Source organism: Brenneria goodwinii (genome assembly GCF_002291445.1).
GTDB lineage: Bacteria > Pseudomonadota > Gammaproteobacteria > Enterobacterales > Enterobacteriaceae > Brenneria > Brenneria goodwinii.
This window is the reverse complement of record NZ_CP014137.1, coordinates 67,380-90,516: the sequence shown is the minus strand read 5'-3', so window position 1 is coordinate 90,516 and position 23,137 is coordinate 67,380. Positions and strand designations below refer to the sequence as shown.

At 52.2% G+C, this 23,137-nt stretch carries 21 protein-coding genes; 5 read left to right on the top strand and 16 right to left on the bottom strand.

The genetic code is table 11. The features are described from left to right. Nucleotides 1–138: 138 nt before the first annotated feature. Nucleotides 139–1,875, top strand: a complete 1,737-nt coding sequence (locus ACN28R_RS00425; protein WP_095833270.1) for a nitrilase-related carbon-nitrogen hydrolase — start codon at nucleotides 139–141, stop codon at nucleotides 1,873–1,875. A gap of 256 nt (nucleotides 1,876–2,131) precedes the next feature. Beyond that, a complete protein-coding gene (locus ACN28R_RS00420; protein ID WP_095833269.1) occupies nucleotides 2,132–3,799 on the top strand; it encodes an alpha-keto acid decarboxylase family protein in 1,668 nt (555 codons plus the stop codon). Between the two features lie 71 nt (nucleotides 3,800–3,870). Here the strand turns inward: ACN28R_RS00420 and fklB are convergent, their stop codons facing one another. Further along, complete coding sequence (fklB, locus tag ACN28R_RS00415) at nucleotides 3,871–4,491, bottom strand: FKBP-type peptidyl-prolyl cis-trans isomerase (RefSeq protein WP_095833268.1); 621 nt, start codon at nucleotides 4,489–4,491, stop codon at nucleotides 3,871–3,873. 229 nt (nucleotides 4,492–4,720) lie between these two features. Between fklB and ACN28R_RS00410 the strand changes: the two genes are divergently transcribed. Next, nucleotides 4,721–5,299, top strand: a complete 579-nt coding sequence (locus tag ACN28R_RS00410; RefSeq protein ID WP_231604119.1) for an OapA family protein — start codon at nucleotides 4,721–4,723, stop codon at nucleotides 5,297–5,299. A gap of 88 nt (nucleotides 5,300–5,387) precedes the next feature. On the opposite strand, the gene rplI is transcribed toward ACN28R_RS00410, so the two are convergent. The 7 genes from rplI to ACN28R_RS00375 all read right to left on the bottom strand — a co-directional run bounded on the left by rplI (nucleotide 5,388) and on the right by ACN28R_RS00375 (nucleotide 11,088). Continuing rightward, nucleotides 5,388–5,840 (bottom strand): 50S ribosomal protein L9, encoded by a 453-nt coding sequence (gene rplI / locus ACN28R_RS00405; protein WP_048637618.1) that lies wholly within the window; start codon nucleotides 5,838–5,840, stop codon nucleotides 5,388–5,390. A gap of 41 nt (nucleotides 5,841–5,881) precedes the next feature. Next, the gene (rpsR, locus tag ACN28R_RS00400; protein WP_048637617.1) at nucleotides 5,882–6,109 is read right to left on the bottom strand and encodes a 30S ribosomal protein S18; all 228 of its coding nucleotides are present in this window, start codon (nucleotides 6,107–6,109) and stop codon (nucleotides 5,882–5,884) included. A 4-nt stretch (nucleotides 6,110–6,113) separates the two neighbouring features. Then, the gene (priB, locus tag ACN28R_RS00395) at nucleotides 6,114–6,434 is read right to left on the bottom strand and encodes a primosomal replication protein N (RefSeq protein WP_095833267.1); all 321 of its coding nucleotides are present in this window, start codon (nucleotides 6,432–6,434) and stop codon (nucleotides 6,114–6,116) included. Between the two features lie 5 nt (nucleotides 6,435–6,439). Beyond that, nucleotides 6,440–6,832, bottom strand: coding sequence for a 30S ribosomal protein S6 (gene rpsF, locus ACN28R_RS00390; protein ID WP_048637615.1), 393 nt, complete (start codon nucleotides 6,830–6,832; stop codon nucleotides 6,440–6,442). Nucleotides 6,833–7,254: 422 nt separating this feature from the next. Continuing rightward, the gene (locus ACN28R_RS00385) at nucleotides 7,255–8,568 is read right to left on the bottom strand and encodes an MFS transporter (RefSeq protein WP_095833266.1); all 1,314 of its coding nucleotides are present in this window, start codon (nucleotides 8,566–8,568) and stop codon (nucleotides 7,255–7,257) included. 51 nt (nucleotides 8,569–8,619) lie between these two features. Next, the gene (locus ACN28R_RS00380) at nucleotides 8,620–10,140 is read right to left on the bottom strand and encodes a UxaA family hydrolase (RefSeq protein ID WP_183096802.1); all 1,521 of its coding nucleotides are present in this window, start codon (nucleotides 10,138–10,140) and stop codon (nucleotides 8,620–8,622) included. Between the two features lie 21 nt (nucleotides 10,141–10,161). Then, nucleotides 10,162–11,088 (bottom strand): dihydrodipicolinate synthase family protein, encoded by a 927-nt coding sequence (locus tag ACN28R_RS00375; protein WP_095833265.1) that lies wholly within the window; start codon nucleotides 11,086–11,088, stop codon nucleotides 10,162–10,164. A gap of 316 nt (nucleotides 11,089–11,404) precedes the next feature. Between ACN28R_RS00375 and ACN28R_RS00370 the strand changes: the two genes are divergently transcribed. Continuing rightward, entirely contained in the window at nucleotides 11,405–12,160 is a 756-nt protein-coding gene (locus ACN28R_RS00370) for an IclR family transcriptional regulator (protein WP_375153871.1), read from the top strand. 91 nt (nucleotides 12,161–12,251) lie between these two features. On the opposite strand, the gene yjfP is transcribed toward ACN28R_RS00370, so the two are convergent. Continuing rightward, nucleotides 12,252–13,004: an esterase gene (gene yjfP, locus ACN28R_RS00365; RefSeq protein ID WP_095833263.1), complete on the bottom strand. Its 753-nt coding sequence runs from the start codon at nucleotides 13,002–13,004 to the stop codon at nucleotides 12,252–12,254. Between the two features lie 318 nt (nucleotides 13,005–13,322). Next, on the bottom strand, nucleotides 13,323–14,063 hold the full coding sequence (locus tag ACN28R_RS00360) for an alpha/beta fold hydrolase (protein ID WP_095833262.1): 741 nt from the start codon (nucleotides 14,061–14,063) through the stop codon (nucleotides 13,323–13,325). A 566-nt stretch (nucleotides 14,064–14,629) separates the two neighbouring features. Here ACN28R_RS00360 and bsmA point away from each other — a divergent pair. After that, nucleotides 14,630–14,935, top strand: a complete 306-nt coding sequence (bsmA, locus tag ACN28R_RS00355) for a biofilm peroxide resistance protein BsmA (RefSeq protein WP_095833261.1) — start codon at nucleotides 14,630–14,632, stop codon at nucleotides 14,933–14,935. 68 nt (nucleotides 14,936–15,003) lie between these two features. Here bsmA and ACN28R_RS00350 read toward each other — a convergent pair whose 3' ends face one another. The 6 genes from ACN28R_RS00350 to ACN28R_RS00325 form a co-directional block, all read right to left on the bottom strand. Continuing rightward, on the bottom strand, nucleotides 15,004–15,402 hold the full coding sequence (locus tag ACN28R_RS00350; RefSeq protein ID WP_095833260.1) for a DUF350 domain-containing protein: 399 nt from the start codon (nucleotides 15,400–15,402) through the stop codon (nucleotides 15,004–15,006). A gap of 69 nt (nucleotides 15,403–15,471) precedes the next feature. Further along, nucleotides 15,472–16,203, bottom strand: coding sequence for a 23S rRNA (guanosine(2251)-2'-O)-methyltransferase RlmB (gene rlmB / locus ACN28R_RS00345; RefSeq protein WP_095833259.1), 732 nt, complete (start codon nucleotides 16,201–16,203; stop codon nucleotides 15,472–15,474). Between the two features lie 241 nt (nucleotides 16,204–16,444). Next, a complete protein-coding gene (rnr, locus tag ACN28R_RS00340) occupies nucleotides 16,445–18,901 on the bottom strand; it encodes a ribonuclease R (protein ID WP_048637605.1) in 2,457 nt (818 codons plus the stop codon). A gap of 41 nt (nucleotides 18,902–18,942) precedes the next feature. Further along, nucleotides 18,943–19,368, bottom strand: coding sequence for a nitric oxide-sensing transcriptional repressor NsrR (gene nsrR, locus ACN28R_RS00335; protein ID WP_048637604.1), 426 nt, complete (start codon nucleotides 19,366–19,368; stop codon nucleotides 18,943–18,945). Nucleotides 19,369–20,182: 814 nt separating this feature from the next. Beyond that, entirely contained in the window at nucleotides 20,183–21,337 is a 1,155-nt protein-coding gene (locus ACN28R_RS00330) for a sigma 54-interacting transcriptional regulator (RefSeq protein WP_095833258.1), read from the bottom strand. A 3-nt stretch (nucleotides 21,338–21,340) separates the two neighbouring features. Further along, nucleotides 21,341–22,951: a sigma 54-interacting transcriptional regulator gene (locus ACN28R_RS00325; RefSeq protein ID WP_082153028.1), complete on the bottom strand. Its 1,611-nt coding sequence runs from the start codon at nucleotides 22,949–22,951 to the stop codon at nucleotides 21,341–21,343. Between the last annotated feature and the right edge of the window lie 186 nt (nucleotides 22,952–23,137).

Below are 23,137 nucleotides of genomic sequence, written 5' to 3'. Positions count from 1 at the left end.
CGTCGCCCCTGACGACGGCCGGAAGGGGGGAGGTCAGGAAGATTAAGCGCCCAGGGCTGGTTACAAAGCTATTTTCATGCCGCGACGCGATTTACAAGCCGGTCGTCGCGGCAACATTAACTGTTAGTGAGGATTATTATGTCAACAGCTCCTTTTCTCGCGGCCGCCGTCCAGTTCGAACCGGCGATGTTCGCCAAGGAAGCCAATATCGCCCGTCTGCTGGATCTGGTGGAACAGGCTGCCCGTCAGGGGGCCAAACTGATCACCACGCCGGAGATGGCGACAACCGGCTACTGCTGGTACGACCGCCAGGAGATCGCCGATCAGGTGGAGACCGTGCCCGGCGAAACGTCGGCACGCTTTACCGAACTGGCGCAGCGTTATCAGTGTTATATCGTGTTGGGCATGCCGGAAGTGGACGCGAATACCCAGCTGTATTATAACAGCGCGCTGCTGATCGGCCCGCAGGGGGTCATCGGCCGTCACCGCAAAAGCCACCCTTACATCTCCGAACCTAAGTGGGCGGCGGCGGGCGACGTCGGGCATCAGGTTTTCGATACGCCGATCGGCAAGATCGGCATGCTGATCTGCATGGACATCCATTTCCCTGAAACCGCCAGACTGCTGGCGCTGGCCGGGGCGGATATTATCTGTCACGTCAGCAACTGGCTGGCGGAACGCGCGCCCGCGCCCTACTGGATCAGCCGCGCTATGGAAAACAGCTGTTATCTGCTGGAAAGCAACCGTTGGGGGCTGGAGCGCGGCGTGCAGTTCAGCGGCGGCAGCGGGATTATTGCGCCGGACGGCACCCTGGTTGACGTGGTGGATAATGGAGACGGCATCGCCTACGGCGAGGTTGATATCCAACGCAGCCGCCAGCGCCAGGTATTGGGCGAACCGGTGTTCGCACAGCGGCGGCCGCAGGATTACCACGCGCTGCTTAGCGACAGTTTTCTGTGGAACCCCGCGGATTTCTTCGGCCTGTACGGCCATCATCCCCTGCCCGCGGGCAAACAGAGCCGGATTAGCGTCTGTCAGTTCTTCCCCGCCGACAACGTTGAGGATAATCTCGCGCGCATCGTGGCGCTGACGCAGGAGGCGGTCGACCAGCAACATAGCGAACTGGTGGCGTTTCCTGAAATGGCGCTGACCGGCTATACCGCCCCGCAAACGAACGCCCAGACGCTGGACTCCCCCGCGCTACAGGCATTGATTCAGCTAGCCATGACGCTGCGGGTTTATCTGGTCGTCGGCATGGCGGAAAAACAGCAGGAGAAATACTACAACACCCAGGTGCTGCTGGGGCCGGAAGGTCTGATCGGCCACTACCGCCAGATGCACCTGCCTCTGGCCTATCAGTCATGGGCGACGGCGGGCGAACGGTGGCGAGTCTTCGATACGGCGCTAGGACGCATTGGCCTGTTGTTAGGAAATGACGCGTTGTTTCCCGAGTCCGCCCGGATTCTCACGCTAATGGGCTGCGACATCGTGGTGTGCTCCGCCGCGCTTAGCGACGGTTTCGTCAGCGGCCATGCCGGCAGCCAGGTTCCCCAGAACTACCCGATCCCGGTGGGGGCCGATCCCCTGCACTGGCATTTGCTACGCACCCGCGCCGGTGAAAACAACCTGTATCTGGCCTTTGCCAACCGCGTGGAGCCGCACCGTCAGCGCGGCGGATACAGCGGAATATTCGGGCCGGAAACCTTCACCTTCCCCCGGCATGAGCAGGTACTGTGGCAGACGCCGGGCATCACGACCTTAACCATCGATACCGCTTCATTAGCGGGCAGTCCGGCCCCCACCAATCCGGTCAGGCGCAAGGAACTGGTGGCGATGCGGCAGGTGCATCATTACCGGCCGCTGCTGCTTGACTAAGGCTCATTAGCACGCCTGTATGGCGCTCGCTGAGCGCCGTTATTCAATGTAACGCCGCCATAATGTCAATACTGACACGAAGCACCTCAGACAAAGCCATCCCTACTCATTAAAAAAAATCATCATACACGCAACTTTCCAGGTTACTTATCAGCAAATACGCGTTTAACCGCCGCTCTTATGCATACTAAACATTAGAGATTTTTAACATACCGCTAATACTTACATGTGAGATCATTACACATTGGAGAAAACTATGCTCAGCGGCTATACGATAGGCGACTATTTACTGGATCGTCTTGCACAAACAGGGATCAAACATCTTTTTGGCGTACCAGGTGATTACAATCTGCAATTTCTCGACCACGTTCTTAACCATGATCATATCACCTGGGTTGGCTGTGCCAACGAATTGAATGCGGCATATGCCGCCGATGGATATGCGCGGTGCAAACCCGCCGCAGCCCTGTTGACCACCTTTGGCGTCGGTGAACTCAGTGCGATTAACGGTATTGCCGGAAGTTACGCAGAATACGTACCGGTGATTCACATTGCCGTCGCCCCCACTTTTTTATCACAGCATAAAAGAGAGTTGCTTCATCACACATTGGGAGATGGCGAGTTCGATCATTTTTTCCGTATGGCGGCGGAAGTCACCGCAATCGCCGCCAAGCTGACTATCGCAAACGCAACCTCGGAAATCGATCGGGTGGTTGGAGAAGCGCTGCGCCGCCGTCAGCCGGTTTATTTATTTCTGCCGCTGGATGTGGCGTCTGCACCAACCGAAAATCGCCCTTGTCCGTTGCCGATACCGGAACCCGTGTGCTCTGATGCATCGCTACAAGAATTCATTGATGCCGCAACAGAAATACTCGCTACGGCGAATTCGGTATCATTGCTGGCAGATTTTCTTGCGCAACGCTTTGGCGCCGCAAAATCTTTGCAACGCTGGCTGGATCATATGTCTTTCCCGCACGCAACCTTACTGATGGGTAAAAGCACCCTGAACGAACAACATCCCTGCTTCACAGGCACTTATTCAGGCCACGCCAGTGATGAAAAAATAAGATCGCTGATTGAAGATGTGGATGTGATCATTTGTGTCGGCGTGCGTTTTATCGATACCATCACCGCCGGATTCAGCCACCAGATCCCAACGGAGAAAAGTATTGATATTCAGCCTGATACAACCCGTGTAGGGCATAAAACATTTTCCAATATTCCGATGCTAACCGCGATCGAAGTATTAGAGAAGATAACATCCGCGTTTTCATCTCGCTGGCGGCACGCGGCGATTACGCCCCCCGCCCTCCCATCTTCAGATGAAAAGGATAAACTGGATCAACGCGGGTTTTGGCGGCAAATTCAGGGCTTCCTGAAGCCTGGCGATATCCTCGTTACGGAACAAGGAACGTCCTGCTTTGGCGCCGCGGCGCTCACTCTGCCACAAAATTGCCAGTTTATTGTTCAGGCATTATGGGGATCTATCGGCTTTGCGTTACCCGCTGCTTTCGGCGCGCAAATAGCGGCTCCGGAACGTCGAGTCGTTCTGCTGATTGGCGACGGCGCACTCCAGCTCACCGTACAAGAACTTGGCTCAATCATCCGGGACGATCTTAAAATTGTGATCTTTGTAATTAATAATCAAGGGTATACCGTCGAACGGGCAATACATGGCCCAGAGCAGCGCTACAATGACATCGCGGCCTGGAACTGGACGCAACTGCCTGCCGCGCTGGGCGCCGACAGCGATAACGTTCTTTGTCGGCGAACAACATCGCCATCGCAACTGGCTCAGACGCTGAGTGAAATAAACAGAGAACCCCGCCTGTCGGTGGTTGAAGTCGTTTTGCCCAAAATGGACATGCCGAAATTGCTACAGTCCGTTACCCAGTCGCTCGAACAGCGTAATACAACGCATTGATCGTAGTCCTGCTCTTTCCCTGCGGACAAAAAAGGCGCCCGATGAGCGCCTTCGCTTTTACTCCATTGAGCTTACAGAATTTCCAGCAGCTCGACTTCAAAAATCAAGGCGCTGAACGGCGGAATGGACGCGCCCGCGCCACGTTCGCCATAGGCCAGCTCCTGGGGGATATACAGTTCCCACTTGGAGCCGACCGGCATCAGCGTTAACGCCTCAATCCAGCCGGGGATCACGCCGTTTACCGGAAATTCAGCGGGTTGACCGCGCTCGACCGAACTATCAAACACGCTGCCGTCAATCAGCCGGCCGGTATAATGCACGCGTACGCGATCCTGACGGGAAGGGATTTCCCCCTCGCCCTGCGTCAATACGCGGAACTGTAAGCCAGACTCGGTGCTGCTCACACCCTCTTTCTGCGCGTTTTCGGCCAGAAATTGTTGTCCTTCAACCGCCAATGCCTGCTGACGTTCACGGCGGACGGCGCTCGCACGCTCATGAACCTCACGCAAGGCCCGATGAACCACATCCACGGGAACCACCGGCGCATGACCTTCCAGCGCATCGCGCAAGCCGGCGACCAGCGCTTCAGGGATCAACCCTTCAAGACCGGATTCCTGTAGTTGTTGGCCTACCTGTAAGCCGATGCCGTAACTTGCCTGCGCTTCGACGCTATCAAAAGAAGGGGTTGTCATGGATGTTCCTTTTAAACTGTAAAAAACCGAAAGCGCAGCATAACAGCGCGCGAGATTAGGGTAAAATCCTGTGTGCGAATGTGTCACGTTTATCCGCGAGTAAACGGCGGCATTTCGGCTTGCGGATCACTATTCGCCAGATTTAAGAATGCAGGAAGCCAACAGATCTGCAACTTGCAAGATGAAGGGTATATACTGAAAATTCAAAGCTGGGGAGGAGAATAACCCATTGCAATCATTATCAGGTCTGCGGATCAAAGCCGCGTTGAAGAAAATCTGGCATCTGCCTGATAGCTACCATTGGATGGAACCGCTCCCTCCCTTCCATCGCCGTTGGATGCTGGTGGCTGCCGCTATCGTACTGGTGGCGTTACTCTGGCCTTACAGCCCGCCCCCCGCCACTTCCCCGCAACCGATGCCGGTGGCGACGGAACCATCCGCGCCGCTGCAGGCGGAAATTATCGAAAACAGACCATCGGCGCCGCAACAAGCCCCCGCCGCCCAGCCGGCGCCGCCGGTTCAATCCGCGCCGCAACATACGGAAACGACCTGGCGCAACTATCAAATTAGTTCCGGTCAGACGCTGGCGCAGCTATTTCGCGATAACAATCTGCCGGTCGGCGATGTCTTCGCGATGGCGCAGGTGGAAGGCGATGACAAACCGCTCAGCAATCTGCGAGCCGGTCAGGAAGTAAAATTACAGTTGAACGCGCAAGGCGCGGTAACGGGACTGGAAATAGAAACGACCGGCAATCAGGTGGTCAGGTTTACCCGCAATGCGGACGGCGGATTTACCCGCTCCCGCTAATCACAAGCCGACGGCCTGAAAAGTGGAAGGGTGAAAATGCAAAACGCTGGCGCAAGGCCAGCGTTTTACTCGTCAACAAAAGCGTTAATTACGCTTCGGCAACGACAACTACATTCAGCGTAGCGAACACATCGCTGTGTACCTGGAAGCTCACTTCGTGATCGCCCAGAGTACGCAGAACGCCGTTCGGTAAACGAACTTCGCTCTTAGCAATTTCAACACCAGCCGCAGTTACCGCATCAGCGATATCACGGGTGCCGATAGAACCGAACAGTTTACCTTCGTCGCCTGCTTTAGACGCGATGGTGACGGTTGCCAGTTCAGTGATCTTGGCGGCGCGAGCTTCGGCAGCAGCCAGAACTTCAGCCAGTTTGGCTTCCAGTTCAGCACGGCGCGCTTCGAAGAACTCAACGTTTTTCTTGGTTGCCGGCACAGCTTTGCCCTGCGGAACCAGGAAGTTACGAGCATAACCCGATTTAACGTTTACCTGATCACCCAGGCTGCCCAGGTTTGCTACTTTATCAAGCAGAATAACTTGCATTACCTTATCCTCTCAAAGTCTCGTTAATGGACAGTGACCGATTACTGATGACGATCAGTGTACGGCAACAAAGACAAGTAACGCGCACGCTTGATAGCGCGAGCCAGCTGACGCTGGTATTTTGCACGAGTACCAGTGATACGGCTAGGAACGATCTTGCCGCTTTCAGTGATGTAGTTTTTCAGCGTAGCGATGTCTTTATAATCGATCTCGATAACGCCTTCCGCGGTGAAACGGCAGAACTTGCGACGACGGAAATAACGTGCCATTTGGCTAGTCTCCAGAATCTATCAATTCAATCTGCTCGGCATGTAACACAATCTTGCTCAGGCCATTGCGCCCTTGATGGCAGCTAATAAACCCGTACACGGTGAGTTGCGTGCCGACCGTTATACTGTGGGTAAATGCTTGTGACGCGGGTCCACTGACAATCACGGGCATACGACACCATGCTTGCCGGTTAAATCCGGCTTCCTCCTGCGTTGATCGGTGCTCAAGCACAAATTGGCAGTGAGGAATACCCGAAGGACTGACTTTACGAATGGGGGTCTTGCACACCGTGCCGGACAACACCAGACGATTGGTCGTCACCACAACAATTACTCTTCAGAATCCCCAGAATTTGCATCATCGTTGGATTCTGCGAAATCTTCACGACGCTCGCGGCGTTCGTCTTTCGCTTTCACCATCGGGGATGCTTCGGTTACCGCGTGTTTAACGCGCATAATCATGCTGCGGATAACGGCGTCGTTGAAGCGGAAGTTTGTTTCCAGCTCATCGATCACTTCCTGCGGCGCTTCAACGTTCAGCAGAACGTAGTGTGCTTTGTGCAGTTTGTTGATCGGGTAAGCCAGTTGACGGCGGCCCCAGTCTTCCAGACGGTGGATCGTACCTTCCGCACCGGTGATAGCACCAGTGTAGCGTTCGATCATGCCTGGAACCTGTTCGCTTTGGTCAGGATGAACCATAAAAACGATTTCGTAATGACGCATCGAATTGCTCCTTACGGATTATTCAGCCTCCTGTCAGGGTCAACCGCGGCCCATGGAAGCAAGGAACGTGTGTATGTGTGCGGCTGAAAAAATGACGCGTAATTATATTGGTCTACTCGCGGGAACACAAGGAGGAAATCAGAAGAAACGTCGATTGATGAACAGACAACCTCAGCCGCGGGCGGCAACCGGCGGAATACCCAATGCTTTCTATCGGTCGCTTATCGGTAAAAAGCGGCGGTAAAATCATTGATGCAAAAACGCCACCCATTGCATGACTGGCGCAATAAGTGGCATTCATTGATAACCTTCAGGTGTTGGATAATCAATTAATTGATTCAGTCAGACGACAGAAAAAGAGTCTTTATTAAAAATGTTTTATTTTTAAATTCTTCACCATGAATCGTTTAATTACAGAGATATTATTTAGTTTCTTTGACGACCAACTTTCTATTGAAATTAATAAGTAATGAGCTAACTAAATAACCAATAGCGGCCACCGCAAAAAACATCATCGCCGCATAATATGAACCCGTCGATTGGATCATAAACCCAACCAGGATGGGAACAATCGCCGCAATCATATTACTGCTGAAATTCATCGTACCGGTGATGGTGCCCGCCATATGTTGAGCCCCCAACAGTCCGGGAATGGACCAATACACGCTGGCCCAACGTAATGGAAATAGCGCGATGGTCAGAAATATAACGGCCAGCAAAGGATCTTTGGTATTCGCGCATAAAAAGACGCCAACGCCGGAGACGATTGCCGAGATGGCTAACAGCGTGTGAAATACCTTGTTCGGTGAACCGCCCGCCTGACGCCATTTATCCGCCAGCCAACCGCCTAACTGTTGACCGACGAAACACATGATGAACATCATAAACATGGCGCTGCCCATCTCTTTGACATTAAAGCCATGTTCCTGATTTAAATAAGCGGGAACCCAAACCATGAGCCCGTAGAAGACAATGCTGTAGCACACCCAGCCGCAAATCAGCGCGATAACGTTAACCTGTGTCAGGTAGGGAACGATATCTCTGAGTCTCGATTTTTTGTTAACAATACCGCCCGCTTGTTCAATCCCTTTTTCGATATGTTGTAATTCGGCCTGATTCACGCCCGGATGTTCACTGGGTTTATTGCGTATATAAAACCATGCGACCACCCCCACTAAAACGGTTCCCACACCGGCAACGACAAACGCCGCCCGCCAAGAACCGAAATGACCGATCAGCCAGGTTAACAGAATGGCGCCGAAAGCCGTGCCCAGGGGCGCGCCGCCGTCTAACAGCATCGATCCTCTTCCTCTTTCGTTAGGCGTTAGCCAACTGCCCATCAGCTTGGCGCCGGCTGGCATAATAGGCGCTTCTGATATTCCCAGTCCTATACGCGTCAACATCAATAGAAAGATGGTGTGGCATGCGGCGCCCAGTGCCTGAAATGCTCCCCAGACAACGGTGGCGCAGGTAATAATCGTCCGCGTTTTAAATTTATCGGCTAAAAAACCGCTTGGAATTTGCATCAATGCATAAGACCAGAAAAACGCGCTGTGTAATAAACCGACGACACGTTGATCTTTAATACCAAATTCTTCCTGAATAAATGGCATGGCGATACCTAACGACGTTCTATCTATATAATTTATCGCACCTAGCACCAACATTAAAAAGAACACAAACCAGCGAACAGCAGTTGGTTTTTCTTTTTTAGTTGTTTCAATATATTGAGACATACTATCCCCCAACTAATTAAAGCTGTTAAATTAATTTACCGCTTGGATTAATTACATTATTGCGCCTGGTTGCCAGGGAACGAATTCTAATGAACCATAGCCAAATTTTTCACTTTTACTTTTTTCCCCAGAAGCAACGTTAATTATCATTTCGAATATTCTTCTTCCGGCAGACTCTAATGACTCCAGCCCATCGGCGACATCGCCACAGTTAATATCCATATCTTCTTCCTGACGCCGCCACAGGAAGTTATTAGACGCAATTTTTATGCAGGGCGTGGGTTTTCCTCCATAAGCGGACCCTCTGCCTGTCGTAAAGCACATCACGTTTGCCCCGCCGGCAATCTGCCCGGTGCAGGCAAACGCGTCGTATCCCGGGGTGTCCATAAATACCAGCCCTTTGGCCGTCACCTGTTCGGCATATTCATATACGTCAACCAGATTTGAGCTACCGGCCTTCGCAATCGCGCCTAATGATTTCTCCAGGATAGTGGTAAGCCCGCCCTCTTTATTGCCGGCCGAAGGGTTATTGTTTAATTCCGCATGGCAACGGATGGCATAATCTTCCCACCAGCGGATCCGCTTGATGAGCTTTTGACCGACTTCCTGAGAAACCGCCCGGCGGGTAAGCATATATTCCGCGCCATAGATTTCCGGCGTTTCCGCCAGAATCGCGGTGCCCCCTTGTTGAATTAAAAGATCGACGGCATATCCCAGCGCCGGGTTGGCGGAAATACCGGAATAACTGTCAGAACCGCCGCATTCCAGCGCGACAATCAATTCTGCAACGGGAATGTTTTCCCGTTGCAGGTTATTGGCCTGGCTTAACATGCCTCCGATAATTTCAATCCCTTTATTCAGCGTTTTTTGCGTCCCGCCGGTTTCCTGGATGGTCATATGCTGAAGCATCGGCCCTTCATTAATGGCTTCTATTTTGATCAGCTCTTTTATCTGATTCGATTCACACCCTAATCCGACGATCAGCACGCCGGCAAAGTTGGCGTGATTGGCATAGCCGCTCATCGTTCGTTGCATGATTTTCATCAGATCGCCCTTCATGTCCATCGCACAGCCAAAACTCTGCGGAAGGGCAACGATGCCATCAATATTAGGGTAATCGGCCAATCCCCCCCTTTTAAAGTGTTCTTCAATGGCTTTAGCCACGGTTGCGCTGCAGTTTACCGATGTCAGAACCCCAATATAATTACGGGTCGCGACTTTGCCATTCGCCCGCCGGTATCCCATAAACGTTCTGATCTCTGCGGGCGGTTCGCTATCTTTTTTATCCACGCAGAAAGCGTAATCCTGACCATACTCTCCCATTTTTAGATTATGTAAATGAATATGCTCGCCGGCTTTTATCGGCTGACTGGCATAGCCAATAATCTGGTTATAACGTTTAACGGCCTGATTAATATCTATGTCTCTTAATGCTATTTTATGACCTTCCTTTATCTCTGTTAAAACAACAACGCCTCTCTCTGGAACAACATATCCCTGATTAACAGGAAATCGTGCAATAGCGACATCATCATTTGGATGAAGTATTATTACTGGAGAAATATTGCTCATAACATTGCTCTCTTGCTGATATTATTGTTTTGCTGAATGGGTAACGAGTCCTGAAAATTCCAATATCGATATCAAACGCGCCCTCTTTTCTACACTTAACGGCTCGACGGGAGGCACAACGTTTGTTGAAATATCCAGGCCACAGAGTTTTATCGCCTCTTTTATGACACCGAAAAAAGGCGTTTCCAGACTATAAACTGAAGATAACTTAGCGAGTTGCCGTTGAAGCAAGAACATCTCGCTATAGTTTTTTTGTTTAAAACACTGATAAATCCCACAGGTGATGGATGGAGCGAAATTACAGGTAGCCGGAATACCGCCATTCGCGCCAAGAATTAATGCATCCATCATGTATTCATCAAAACCGGCAAAAATAACGAAATCTTCTCTGATCGGTCTAACTTTATTAATAATTTCCCTGATGTGGCTGGCATTATCCACTGTGTCTTTCACGCCAATAACGTTAGGTATATCGCTGGCAAATCGTTGTAATAAAGGAATACTGATATCCTGGCCGGTTAATGCCGGAAAATTGTAGGCAATAATGGGAGACTTGATATTTGAAGCGACGGACTTGAAATGATGATAGATATAATCATCATTGAGCAGCGCATAATAGGGGTTTAAAACCAATACGGCATCCACGCCCAACTCATCCGCATGCTTACCGTATTCGATAACTTCTTGCGTACTGGTACTGCTAATTCCCAAAAGGATCGGTACACGCTTATCAACGTACCGGGTCACAAATTCGGCGATCTCGAAACGCTGTCTTTTAGTTAAGTGGCAAAACTCCCCGCCGCTTCCTAAAAACAGCATGCCATTAACGCCGGCATCAATCAGTTTATCAATCAGTTTCCCCATGCCTGCGGGATCGAATTGCCCCAACTCATCGACAATCGTTGGGACGGGAGGAAAAACGCCAGAAAACTTCGTTACGTTACTCATTCATCGCCTCTTTATTTCCATATACTGAACTACAGTTCTATTTATGGAAATTTATAGCACCCGCCCTACATGGCGTCAACGACCGGGAGAAAGCAATAGCACGAACTTTGATCGGCTACACAAAAGCAAAAAATAAGCGTTTCCACAGGCTGAACAATGCTGATTGTCGTTGGGTAGGCTGGATTGAAAGGAATGGTTCCCGAGCGGAGGACCGCCCGGCGTTATGACATCAAGCAGAGCCGCCATCGCTCGCATTAACGTTTTTAACTTCTATGGCGTTCGCTTATAATCGCCAAAGATTACACACTTATTGAGAATCGGCGTGCTACAAACACAAACCCCAGCGATTGATAAAACCGTTAAAATTTTCGAGTTCTTATCAACAAACAACGGAGCGACATTCAGCCAGATTTATCAGGGCGTCGGTTTGCCCAAAAGTTCGACGTCTTCTCTACTGGCATCGCTGGTTGCCCACGGGCTATTGCGCCAGGAAAAAAATCATTACTACCTGGGATTGCGGCTATACGAATTCGGCAGCAAGGCTGAGGAATCCTTTGATATTAAAAAGCTGGCGGCGGAACCTTTGACCCAGTTGCGGGATACCACCCAGTTAACCTGCCATCTCGGCGTGCAGGACGGCGGTTCGGCTATTTATCTACTAAAACTGGAAAGTCCCGGCGCCATCGTCGTCCGCAGTTGGGTAGGGAAAAAACTGTCGTTATACAGTTCGGGACTGGGCAAAGCCTTATTAGCCTGGCTGCCGGAATCCGCCATCGATCTTTATTTGCCGGATGAAAACTTCGAAACCTTTACCCCAACGACGATAAAAACCAAGACTGAATTGAAGAATGAGCTGGCGCTTATCCGTCAACGCGGCTGGGCATACGATAATGCGGAAGATAGCGAAGGGGTATATTGCATCTCGGCGCCGATCTTTGACAAAAACGGCAATGTCATCGCCGCCATCAGCGCATCAGGCGTCGCGTTTCAAATGACGCCGGAGCTTATCCCCCAGAACGCGCGGCGCATTGTTGATACCGCCAAAACAATATCAGATAAAGTTAACCGTTAATCTCTTCACCAGCGCCAAAACCCTGTGGTCAATCTCGTACCGCACGGCTTGTTTGGCGTTTTTATCTGTGCGCCATTCTGTTTCTGGATAGCTATAAATAGCGCCGGAAAAAATCGACACCCGCCCGCAGCGCCGATGGCGTGATGCGATGTTTAACCCCCGCCTCGGTCAGATAGGTCAGATTGCTATCCAGATGACGTGCTTTCAGAGTCTGAGATAAGCGAGCGCTTTCCGCTGCCGGCACCACGTCGTCGGCATCGCCATGCCAGAGCAGTAAAGGACGACCGGCCAAGGTTTCCAAACGCGAGGAAACATCATATTCGGCCAGCGTTGCGGACAATTTCCGCAATACCTGCTCCGCGCCCTCTTCTGCGGCTACCACGGGCGGATATAGCGTTTGCGACAGGGTGGAAAAATAGCCCGACCCCATAAAGGCCGCCACGGAAGAAATCCACGGGTAACGCGCCATGCACCCCAGAGCGCTCATGCCGCCCAGCGAGGCGCCGCACACGCCGATACGCTCATCGGCAATCAGTCCGCGCTGCCGATAGGCATCCACATAATCAGGCAATTCTTGAATATTAGACTGCAGGATATCCCAGAAATGGCGCAGCCGATGGGCGTCATCGCCGTCATAGCGGGCGCCGTGCATTAAGGCATCCGGCAGGATCACCCGGAAACCGGCGGCAGCCAGCGCATAGCCAAAATAGGAATAAACCTCTTTTGAAGAGAGGTAGCCGTGAAAGAAAAAGAGGGTCGGCAAAGGCTGTTCGCGTTTGCCGGCGGGTACGGCATGAATCGCCGCGATGCCGCTGCCTATTACATCTTCGAACATTTCGACCATATTTTCTCCCTACCATTGAGTTGTCGGCATCTATATTAGCGCTAAATCGTATTTATGATAGCTTTCATTTACACCTCGGTCTGAATGTCCGCGTTGAATAATTATCTCGTATTAGAGATATTTTTATTCACAGTTATCCGTCTTATCGCATTTCAATTTCACGCCCTTTTCTAATTTCAATATATAAATCAATATCCGTCAGAAAACACCTATCCGCCTGTCATAAAAACCAGGTGACATGTATATTTTCAGGATACGGATATTGATTTTCAACCATTATCAGATGTAATCTGGCCAGGTTCATTGCCAGCCGTTTATCTATCCTTCACATAATAATTTACTTTCGCTCAGGGATAAAAAATCATTTACAAATTTTTGCGGGGCTTCCAACATTGGGCTATGTCCACAATTGGCGATAATGGACATCGTGACGTGATCTAATTGATCTGCCAATACTATCCACGGTTCAATCGGCGTAATTAAATCTTCCTTTCCCCAGATAAAATGGGTAGGAACGGTCATTGCATTCAGCGTGGCCGGAACATCATATTTTCTGCTGAATGATAACCAACGCACGATATTTTTATGTATTTCATGATCGCTAAACAGACGCGATATTTCGTCCACGCCACGTTGGGGAACTTTAGTCTTGTCGAAATAAACATTGCTCATCAGGGCGCGGGCGTATTGCGTGTCACCGGTGCGCAGCTCGCTCAGAGACACGCCTGCGTCAGCTTCGATCTGGCCGGGCGCGCCGCTCATAACCAGCCCTTTTATCTTCGCCATATTTTCCGATGCGTAATGCATCGCAATTAACGCACCGAGAGAATTCCCAACTAAATAGGGCGCCTCATCACACGAGGCGATAACCTCATTCAACGCATCCTTTGCTTTTTTATAGCCACTGCCAAATGCCATCGGAATAGCGTCTTTGAATACAATGGCGCTATATCCCCGTTCAACTACACTTTTTATAACCGAATCCCATATCCAGCCGCCGGCAAATAGCCCTGGCAAAAAAATAACCGGATAACCGGACCCTGTCTTTTCATATAGCATAACAATGCTCTCCCTATTTCCTTACGTGACCGCTTGAATAAGCAAGCGAGATATATATCCTGGCGGTTATTTTTTTGGAAAAGCAATAAATGATCACTTTAAAAATATTAAAAAACCGAATAAAAATGCTGAATTTAACCACAATCCATTAAATGCACGCATAGAAAAAATAACAATTATAAATTATTAATCGTCATAGACATAGTTATCTTATATAGAATACATAGTATACGAAAAAATTTAATTTACAATGATATCTAACAATAACATTAAATTAACAACAATGACTATTGAGTTATTAATTTTACCAATGGGTTATTAATTAAAATAGATGTTAATTACCCGTATCCAAAGTAATACCGCCGCGCTATCGAGTCCGTACACAGGAAAACGCCCGATGCGCCCCCTTATTCCGAATATGCCGGCCAAAAGCCGGGCTAAAACGGGTTGTGCGGAATATTCTAGCGGATGATTGCCTGCAACGGCTTTTAACCCACGGGCGACCGTTACTTTCAACAGGCAAAGCGCGCTACACTGAACGGAAATAAACATATGAGGTGACGGCTATGTCGAAGGCTTTTCTGACGGTGATGGCTTCATTCGTTCTCTGCGCTTGCAGCGTGCTGCAAGGCACGCCGGTTCCCCCGCCGCCGCCAACGGAACGCGCGCAGCTAATTAACTATGCGCAAACGTCCACGTTGACAAAAATCGGCACAGCATCGGTGACCGTAAACGGCAGCCCGGATGATGCGGACCGGGCCATTCAGCGGCAGGCGGATGAGAAAGGGGCGCATTACTACACGATCGTGATGAAAACGGAAAAAAGGCGGTTACCCGGCGTTTGGGTTTCCCGCGCGGTACTGTATCGCTGAAACTTTACAGGGAGCAGTCACCGTAGTGTCGCCCCCCGTTTTCAAACCGTTATCTCCGGCCTGCGTAATTAATAGGACATACACGCCGCATTCAGAATCCCGCCGCCTAACGAGGCCGTACACAGGAAGACGCCCGATGCGACCTCGTTATTCTGAATACGCTGGCTAAGGCCAGGCAGATAGATGCGCACGGCGCCATAAATCAGCAGTTGGATCGCCAGCGCCACAATCCCCCAGGTGATGTAATCCAGCAGACTGACCGAGTTCACCGCCGCGCTGGCCAACGGAATGACATAGCCAATCAACGCGCCGGCAAAACCCACCGCCGCCGCGCCATTATTCGCTTTAATCAGGGTCCATTCGTCATGCGGCGTGACGCGGGTATAGATAAACAGGAATGCCAGCACCATGACAAACCCAATGAAAAAGTAAGAAGCAAAAGCCAATAAAGCGTTAACCATCATCATGCCGTAACTTTCCTTTAGGTTGCCGTTATTACCAATACCGCGTTGGCGCTTATGAAAAAGGGAGAGGCGTCAACTACGCTGACGCACCGCTTCAAACAGGCAGATCCCGGTCGCGACGGAGACGTTCAGCGAAGAGACGCTGCCTGTCATCGGGATGCTGATTAATTCGTCGCAATGTTCCCGGGTCAGTCGGCGCATGCCTTCGCCTTCCGCGCCCATCACCAGCGCCAGCGGACCGGTCAGCTTGCTTTGATACAGCGTGTGATCGGCCTCGCCCGCCGTGCCGACAATCCAGACCTGATGTTCCTGCAACAGCCGCATGGTCCGCGCCAGGTTGGTCACGCGGATCAACGGGACATTTTCCGCCGCGCCGCAGGCGACCTTTTTCGCCGTCGCATTAAGCTGCGCGGAACGATCGCGCGGAACAATTACCGCATGAACCCCGGCAGCATCGGCGCTGCGCAGGCAGGCGCCCAGATTATGCGGATCGGTAACGCCATCCAACACCAGCAGAAAAGGCTGTTCCAGATCGTCCAGCAACGCGGGCAGATCGTTCTCCTGATACTGACGCCCTTCTTTCACGATGGCGACAATGCCCTGATGCACGGCGCCTTCCGCTTTGCCGTCCAACCACTGGCGGTTAGCCACCTGAATCGCAATGCCCGCCGATTCCAGTTCGGTAATCAGCGGATGCAAGCGGCGATCGTCACGCCCCTTCAGGATAAAAACTTCCAGAAAGCGCTGGGGATCCCGCTCCAGTAACGCTTTAACCGCATGAATGCCGTAAATAATTTCGCTCATTGATACTCTTTAAATTAATCAGAAACGGACGGTGCCCGACCGTTAATGGTTGATGACAATCCTTCTGGCGCTAACCCCATACCTTGACCTGTCTCTTAGTCACATGTTTATGCGGACTCAGAGACAGTTTCGTGCGCGATAAAGCCGCCCATTCCCTGCTACGTCGTAGCACGCGCCCGACGCAGAGTGGAGGCCATTAATGCCAACGCGCCCGAGGTTGTCAACGTCCGCACAGTGACTATCACTCGGCAGGCTTCTTCTTCGCGCGTTTGGCCTTGGTGACTGCGGCGATCTTACGCGTTTTCTCGGCGTTCTTTTTGGCTTTATCCGCGTTCTTTTTCGGTTTCGATTTGCTGGCGGCCGGTTTGGCTTTACGCTCGCCCTCTTTACGGAAGGCTGAATCCGGTTCGAAATTAGCGGCCGGTTTAGCGGTGTTACGGCGGCGGCGAGCCGGTTTGGCCTCGCGGTTATCCGTTTTCTTCGCCCGATCGCGAGCCGTCTTGCCTTCGCCGCGCGGTTTGCGCGTGCTGGAAACCAGCGCGAAATCGATATTGCGCTCGTCCATATGCACGGCTTCGACGCGGATTTCCACTTCATCGCCCAGACGATAAACCTGACCGCGCGACTCGCCGATCAGGCGCTGACCGATATTATCGTAGCGATAGTAGTCATTATCCAGCGTGGAGACGTGCACCAGTCCGTCGATAAACAGATCGTTGAGGCGCACAAAGAAACCAAAGCCGGTCACGCTGGCGATAATCCCGGTGAACACTTCGCCGACGTGATCCTGCATAAAGTCGCATTTCAGCCAGTCGGCCACATCGCGAGTGGCTTCATCGGCCCGGCGTTCCGTCATCGAACAGTGCATGCCCAATTGCAGCATCTCGTTCATATCGCTGTGCCAGCCGCCGGTCGGCGTCCAGCGCTCTTTACGGGAGCTCAGCAGATACTTGATCGAGCGGTGTAGGGATAAATCGGGATAGCGGCGGATAGGCGAGGTAAAGTGGCCGTAGGAAGCGAGCGACAGCCCAAAGTGACCGCGGTTTTCCGGATCGTAGACCGCCTGTTTCATCGAACGCAGCAGCATAGTTTGCAGCATTTCACTGTCGGGACGATCGGCGACTTCCACCATTAACGCGGCATAGTCCTTAGGCTGCGGTTTCATGCCGCCTTTTAACGTCAGCCCCAGTTCGCCCAGCACGCTGCGCAAGGCCAGAACATGATCTTCACTTGGCCGATCGTGAACGCGGAATAACGCCGGCTCCTCATTTTTCTCCACGAATTTTGCGGCGGAGATATTTGCCAGGATCATGCACTCTTCAATCAGCTTATGCGCATCGTTGCGCACCACGGACTCAACCCGCTCGATGCGGCGATCGGCATTGAAAATAAATTTGGCTTCTTCCGTTTCGAAGGCGATGCCGCCGCGGATCTCGCGCGCCTTATCCAATACTTTATACATCCGATGCAGCTCTTCCAGCCCGCCCACCAGCGGTTTATAGCGCTCGCGCAGTTCGGCGTCGCCCTGAAGAATGCTCCACACTTTGGTATAGGTCAGACGGGCATGGGAACTCATCAGCCCTTCATAGAATTTATACGAGGAGAGTTTCCCCTGCGCCGAAACGGTCATCTCGCAGACCATACACAGGCGGTCAACCTGCGGGTTAAGCGAACACAGCCCGTTAGACAGCACTTCCGGCAGCATCGGCACCACCTGCGACGGGAAATAAACCGACGTACCGCGCGCGCGCGCCTCGTGATCCAGCGGCGTATTCGGACGTACATAATAGCTGACGTCCGCAATCGCCACCCACAGACGCCAGCCGCCGCCGCGTTTTTTCTCGCAGTACACCGCATCGTCGAAATCACGGGCGTCTTCGCCGTCGATGGTCACCAGCGGCAGTTTGCGTAAATCAATGCGGCCTTTTTTCGCTTCTTCCGGCACCTCTTCCGCCAAATCCTTGACCTGTTCTTCCACCTTCGGCGGCCAGGTATGCGGGATGTCGTGGGTACGCAGGGCGATATCCACCGCCAGGCTGGTCCCCATGGTATCGCCCAGCACCTCGACGATTTTCCCTACCGCTTTCGTGCGGCGCGTGGCGCGCTGAGCCAGCTCCACCACCACCACCGCGCCCATCCGCGCGCCGTTGATCTCTTCTTTCGGGATGAGAATATCGAAACTGAGACGGCTATCGTCCGGGACGACAAAACCGACGCCGGCATCAACAAAATAGCGCCCGACAATCTGCCCGGTACGCGGTTCCAGCACGCGGACGATACGGCCTTCTCGCCGTCCTTTGCGGTCGGCGCCCAGCGGCTGAGCCAGCACCACATCGCCATGAATGGCGCGTTTCATCTCTTCCGCGGACAGATAAAGGTCATCTTTGCGGCCTTCCACGCGCAGAAAGCCATAGCCGTCGCGGTGGCCGATCACCGTACCGCGCAGCAAATCCAGTTTTTCCGGCAGGGCATAGCATTGACGACGGGTGAAAATCAACTGACCGTCGCGTTCCATCGCCCGCAGACGACGACGCAGCGCCTCGAGTTGCTCTTCGCTGGTTAACTGTAGATCGGCCGCCAGCTCTTCTCGCTTAATCGGAGTATCTCGTTTGGCAATATGGGCCAGAATATATTCACGACTAGGAATTGGGGATTCGTATTTTTCTGCTTCTCGTTCCAGAAATGGGTCTTGTGACATTGCGGTTTCTCCGTTGTCATCAGCAGGAGGCTGAACAGATATCATTCAACCAACAATAATTTGTAAAGTGGGGGATTTTCTTTGACCAAATCGGCCAGCGTGTATTGGTCCAGCTCATGCAGAAAGTTCTGCACCGCCTGACTGAGTATCCGTTGTAGTCGGCAGGCCGGTGTGATGTGACAATATTCATCGCCGCAGTTAACTAACGAGAGCGGCTCCAGTTCACGGATGACATCGCCAACCCGAATGGATTCTGCGGGTTTTCCCAAACGGATCCCGCCATTCTTACCTCGCACCGCCATAACCAGCCCAGCCCGACTAAGTTGATGGACAATTTTGACCATATGATTACGAGACACGCCGTACACTTCAGTCACTTCTGAAATGCTGGTCATTTCCTCGTCCGGCAACGACGCCAGATAAACCAGCGCCCGCAAACCATAATCCGTAAAACGTGTTAACTGCACATAAACCTCAGATACCTTTGGGTACCGTTTTCCAACGTGGCGACTGCCAGGCTGACGACAAAATAGCCCTATGTCCGTCATCCTCGCCCCTGCGGGGATCTCAAACAACACCGGCCGCAGGCGGGAAGACCGTTCAGTAAGTATAGGGCGTTGCCATCAAACTCATGCGTTTAGAAAAAAGGAGCCGGGTATTCCAGACTCCGGGTTTCAGATACGCAATACTGAAGATAATAAACCAGCCTCAAACGCTACGGCTAATTATTTAACGACAATACAGAGATATATGCCGCCACAACGCCTGCGTTAGCCATTGAGATGACGTAGTTCGCCTCCAGAAGAGGGCAAAGTTGAATAACGAGACTGTTAACAAAGTTCGACATTGCTATTAATTACCCGGCCCGGCTTCCCCTTGTTAGTTGTCTCTTAGTCACATTTTTATGCAGACTTGGAGACAGTTTCGTGCGCCACAATACCGCCATTTTCATGCGACCTCGTCGCACGCGCCCGACACGGGGCGGCTCAAGCGCCGCCCGCCCCGTGACCCCAGGCTTACGGCGGGAATTATGCCGCTGCGCGGTGCCATCGGTGTTCTCGACCGCTATTCGAGCCGCCAATGACGCGTTCCCGACGCGGCACTGGCTCTCGCCGCATCCATGCGGCTCACTCGGCGGTCAAGTCCACCGCTGCATAATTTCTTACGCCGAAACGGCAAAACCCGTCATAGTCCCTACATTTGTGCATAAGAGACAGCCCCTGCGAAAGGGAGGGCCGGGGTGGGGTGAGAACCAGAAGATTTGTCACCAAACTCATAACGTTAAAACTTTTTCACTTCGATCTGTAGCTTTTGCAGCGCGTAAGAGAGCTGGCGAGGGGTGAGATTTAATAAACGCGCGGCTTTGGCCTTGACCCAACCGCTCTTCTCCAGCGCGGCGATGATGCGGTGACGAATCTCATCGCTTGGGTCGTAGCCGCTGGATCCGCCGGCTATCGGCATCACGACATGCGGTAATGTCGCGCAAGGCTCCCAGCGCAGCGGAGCATCAAATTCCGCGGCGACCGGCTCTGGCGCCGCGGCGGGTTCCCCGGCGCCGCTCTGAATATAGTTGCTGATCTGCAGATTCAATTTCTGCCGCATGCAGCGTTCAGTCAGACAAGGGAGCTGTTTGATAATATCCCCTTCCCGGTGCAGCGAGGCATATTCCAGACAGTTCTCTAAATCACGCACGTTGGCGGGCCAGTTACATAAATAGAGGGGAGAGAGCGCCGCCTCCGTCATGGAGATATTCAGGTTGTTCACGCGGTTAAATCGTTCAAAAAAATAATTGACCAGTTCGGGAATATCCTCCTGACGATCGCGCAACGCCGGCAGCGCAATAGTGGCGACATGCAGCCGGTAATATAATTCCGGCAAAAAATCGCCGGCGGCGACCATCTGTTCAAGATTCCTTTCCGTCGCGCACACCAGCCGCATTTTGCAAGGCAAAACCCGGGTTCCCGCTAACGGCATGTACTCTTTTTCCTGCAATAAGCGCAGCAGGGACTTCTGCATGCGCAGCGAAAACAGGCCGATTTCACTTAAAAATAGCGTGCCGCCGTTAACCAGAGAGATCGCTCCCTGCTGCTGGTTTCCGTTCTCATCACTGCCCAGCAACGCCATGATTGCCTGATCATCATTGGAATAATCACAGCTTAATTTGATAAACGCGCGGCGGTGGCGCGTCGATTGTGCATGGATAGCCCTGGCGATGACATCCTTACCGGTTCCGGGTTCGCCGCGCAGCAATATCGGCGATAGCGTCGGCGCAAAACGCGCCACCTTTTCCATCACCCGCTTCATGGCGAACGAATGGGTAATAATGCGGCTAACCTCATGTACCGAATGGGGTTTCTTTTTCGATCTGCCGCCGCCGGCGCGTGGCGAAACCGCATCTTCCGCCTGTTCGGGGCTGGCGCGTTTGGTATTTTCCATACGCTAATTTCCGCTCCGGTACGCTTTATAGCTCAACTGATATTTTTCCATCCGCAGGCTCAACGCCCGTCGGGTCATACCCAGTTGCGCCGCCGTGCGGGAAATATTTCCCTGATTGCGCGCCAGTGATTCGACGATGATGTCGTACTCGATTCTCGCCAACTGCGCTTCCAGGCCGGTGACGGTTTCCCCCAGGATCACCGGTTGCAGATTAATCGGCAGATGGTAGCTGTGAATGAAGCCTTCATCCGCCAGCAGCACGGCCCGCTCCATGGTGTTCTCCAGTTCACGCACGTTGCCCGGCCAGCTATAGCTCAACAGCAGATTCAAGGCGGGCGTGGCGATGGTCGGAACGTCAATCCCCAGCTCTTTGGCGAAATGGGCATTGAAATGATCGGCCAGAATAAGAATATCATTCCCGCGATCGCGCAACGGAGGAATGGTGATCGGGAAAACATTCAGGCGATAAAACAGATCCTCGCGGAACGTGCCGTTGGCGACCATCTCCTGCAAATTGCGGTGCGTGGCCGCCAGAATACGCACGTTCACCTTGATGGTTTCATTGCTGCCCACGCGTTCAAAACAGCGCTCCTGCAATACGCGCAACAGCTTTGCCTGCGCCAGCGGCGTCAGCTCGCCGATTTCATCCAGAAAAATGGTGCCGCCGTCCGCCTCTTCAAAGCGCCCGGCCCGCCGTGACGTCGCGCCGGTAAAAGCGCCTTTTTCATGCCCGAACAGTTCGCTTTCAATGATGCCCTCCGGCAGCGAGGAGCAGTTAAATTTAACAAAAGGCCCGGTAGCGCAAGGGCTATTATAGTGAATCGCACTGGCGACGCGCTCCTTGCCGACGCCGCTCTCGCCCAGAATCAATACGGTGGTGCGGGCGTGGCTGACTTTCTCTATCAGTTGATAAACGGATTGCATCACCCGCGAATTACCGATGATATTGGCGGGTTTGAAGGTTTCCCGCAGCGTACGCCTTAACAGCGAATCCTGATCTCTGAGCACCTTTTTATGCGCTCTTTCCAACAGATGCAGCTCAACGGCCTGTGCGGTGGTGGTGGCGATAATCCGCAGGACTTCCAGATCCAGATAGAGCAGTTGATCGTTGTTATATTGACGTTCAATACCGATCGTTCCCATGACTTTCATGCCGCGGATAATGGGAACGCAGATAAACGACAGATGACGATCCTCGTTTTTATCCCAGCTGCCGGTACGGTTAAGAAAACGGGGATCGTCAGCGATATCCGGCACAATAATCGGCTGTTTGGCTTCAACCACTTTCCCGGTAATGCCTTCGCCGGGGTAATAGACGCCCTTTTCGGCCTCTTCTTTAGACAAGCCGAAACTTTCATGGATAAAGATCTGATCGCAGCTGGCGTCATAAAGGCTGATCATCGCCCGGGTCACCTGAAGGTGCTGTTTCATCAACTCAAGCACCAGCTTTAAGGTCTTGGATAGCGACCCTTCTGCGCTGACGACTTTACTGACTTCGGAAAGCAGCGGCAGTAACTCGGAACGGCACTCACCCAGCAGACAGGTAAACGACAGTGGTTTTAAAACATTCCGCTCAATGCCTGCGACTATCATATTTTCTTTTCTGCTACGCATGGCTTTTTCTCCGGAAGAGACAACCGTGAATGCATCCTCCCTGCCTAAACGCCCCTGTTCTTCCTCCGCTGCCGGCCCGATCCGATTACGCGCCGCTTTTAGGCTGGATAAACACTGTTGCAAAATAAAAGCCATCTTCACTACGAATGTCGCGATTTTATTTATTTGATTTATCAATGTTTTTAA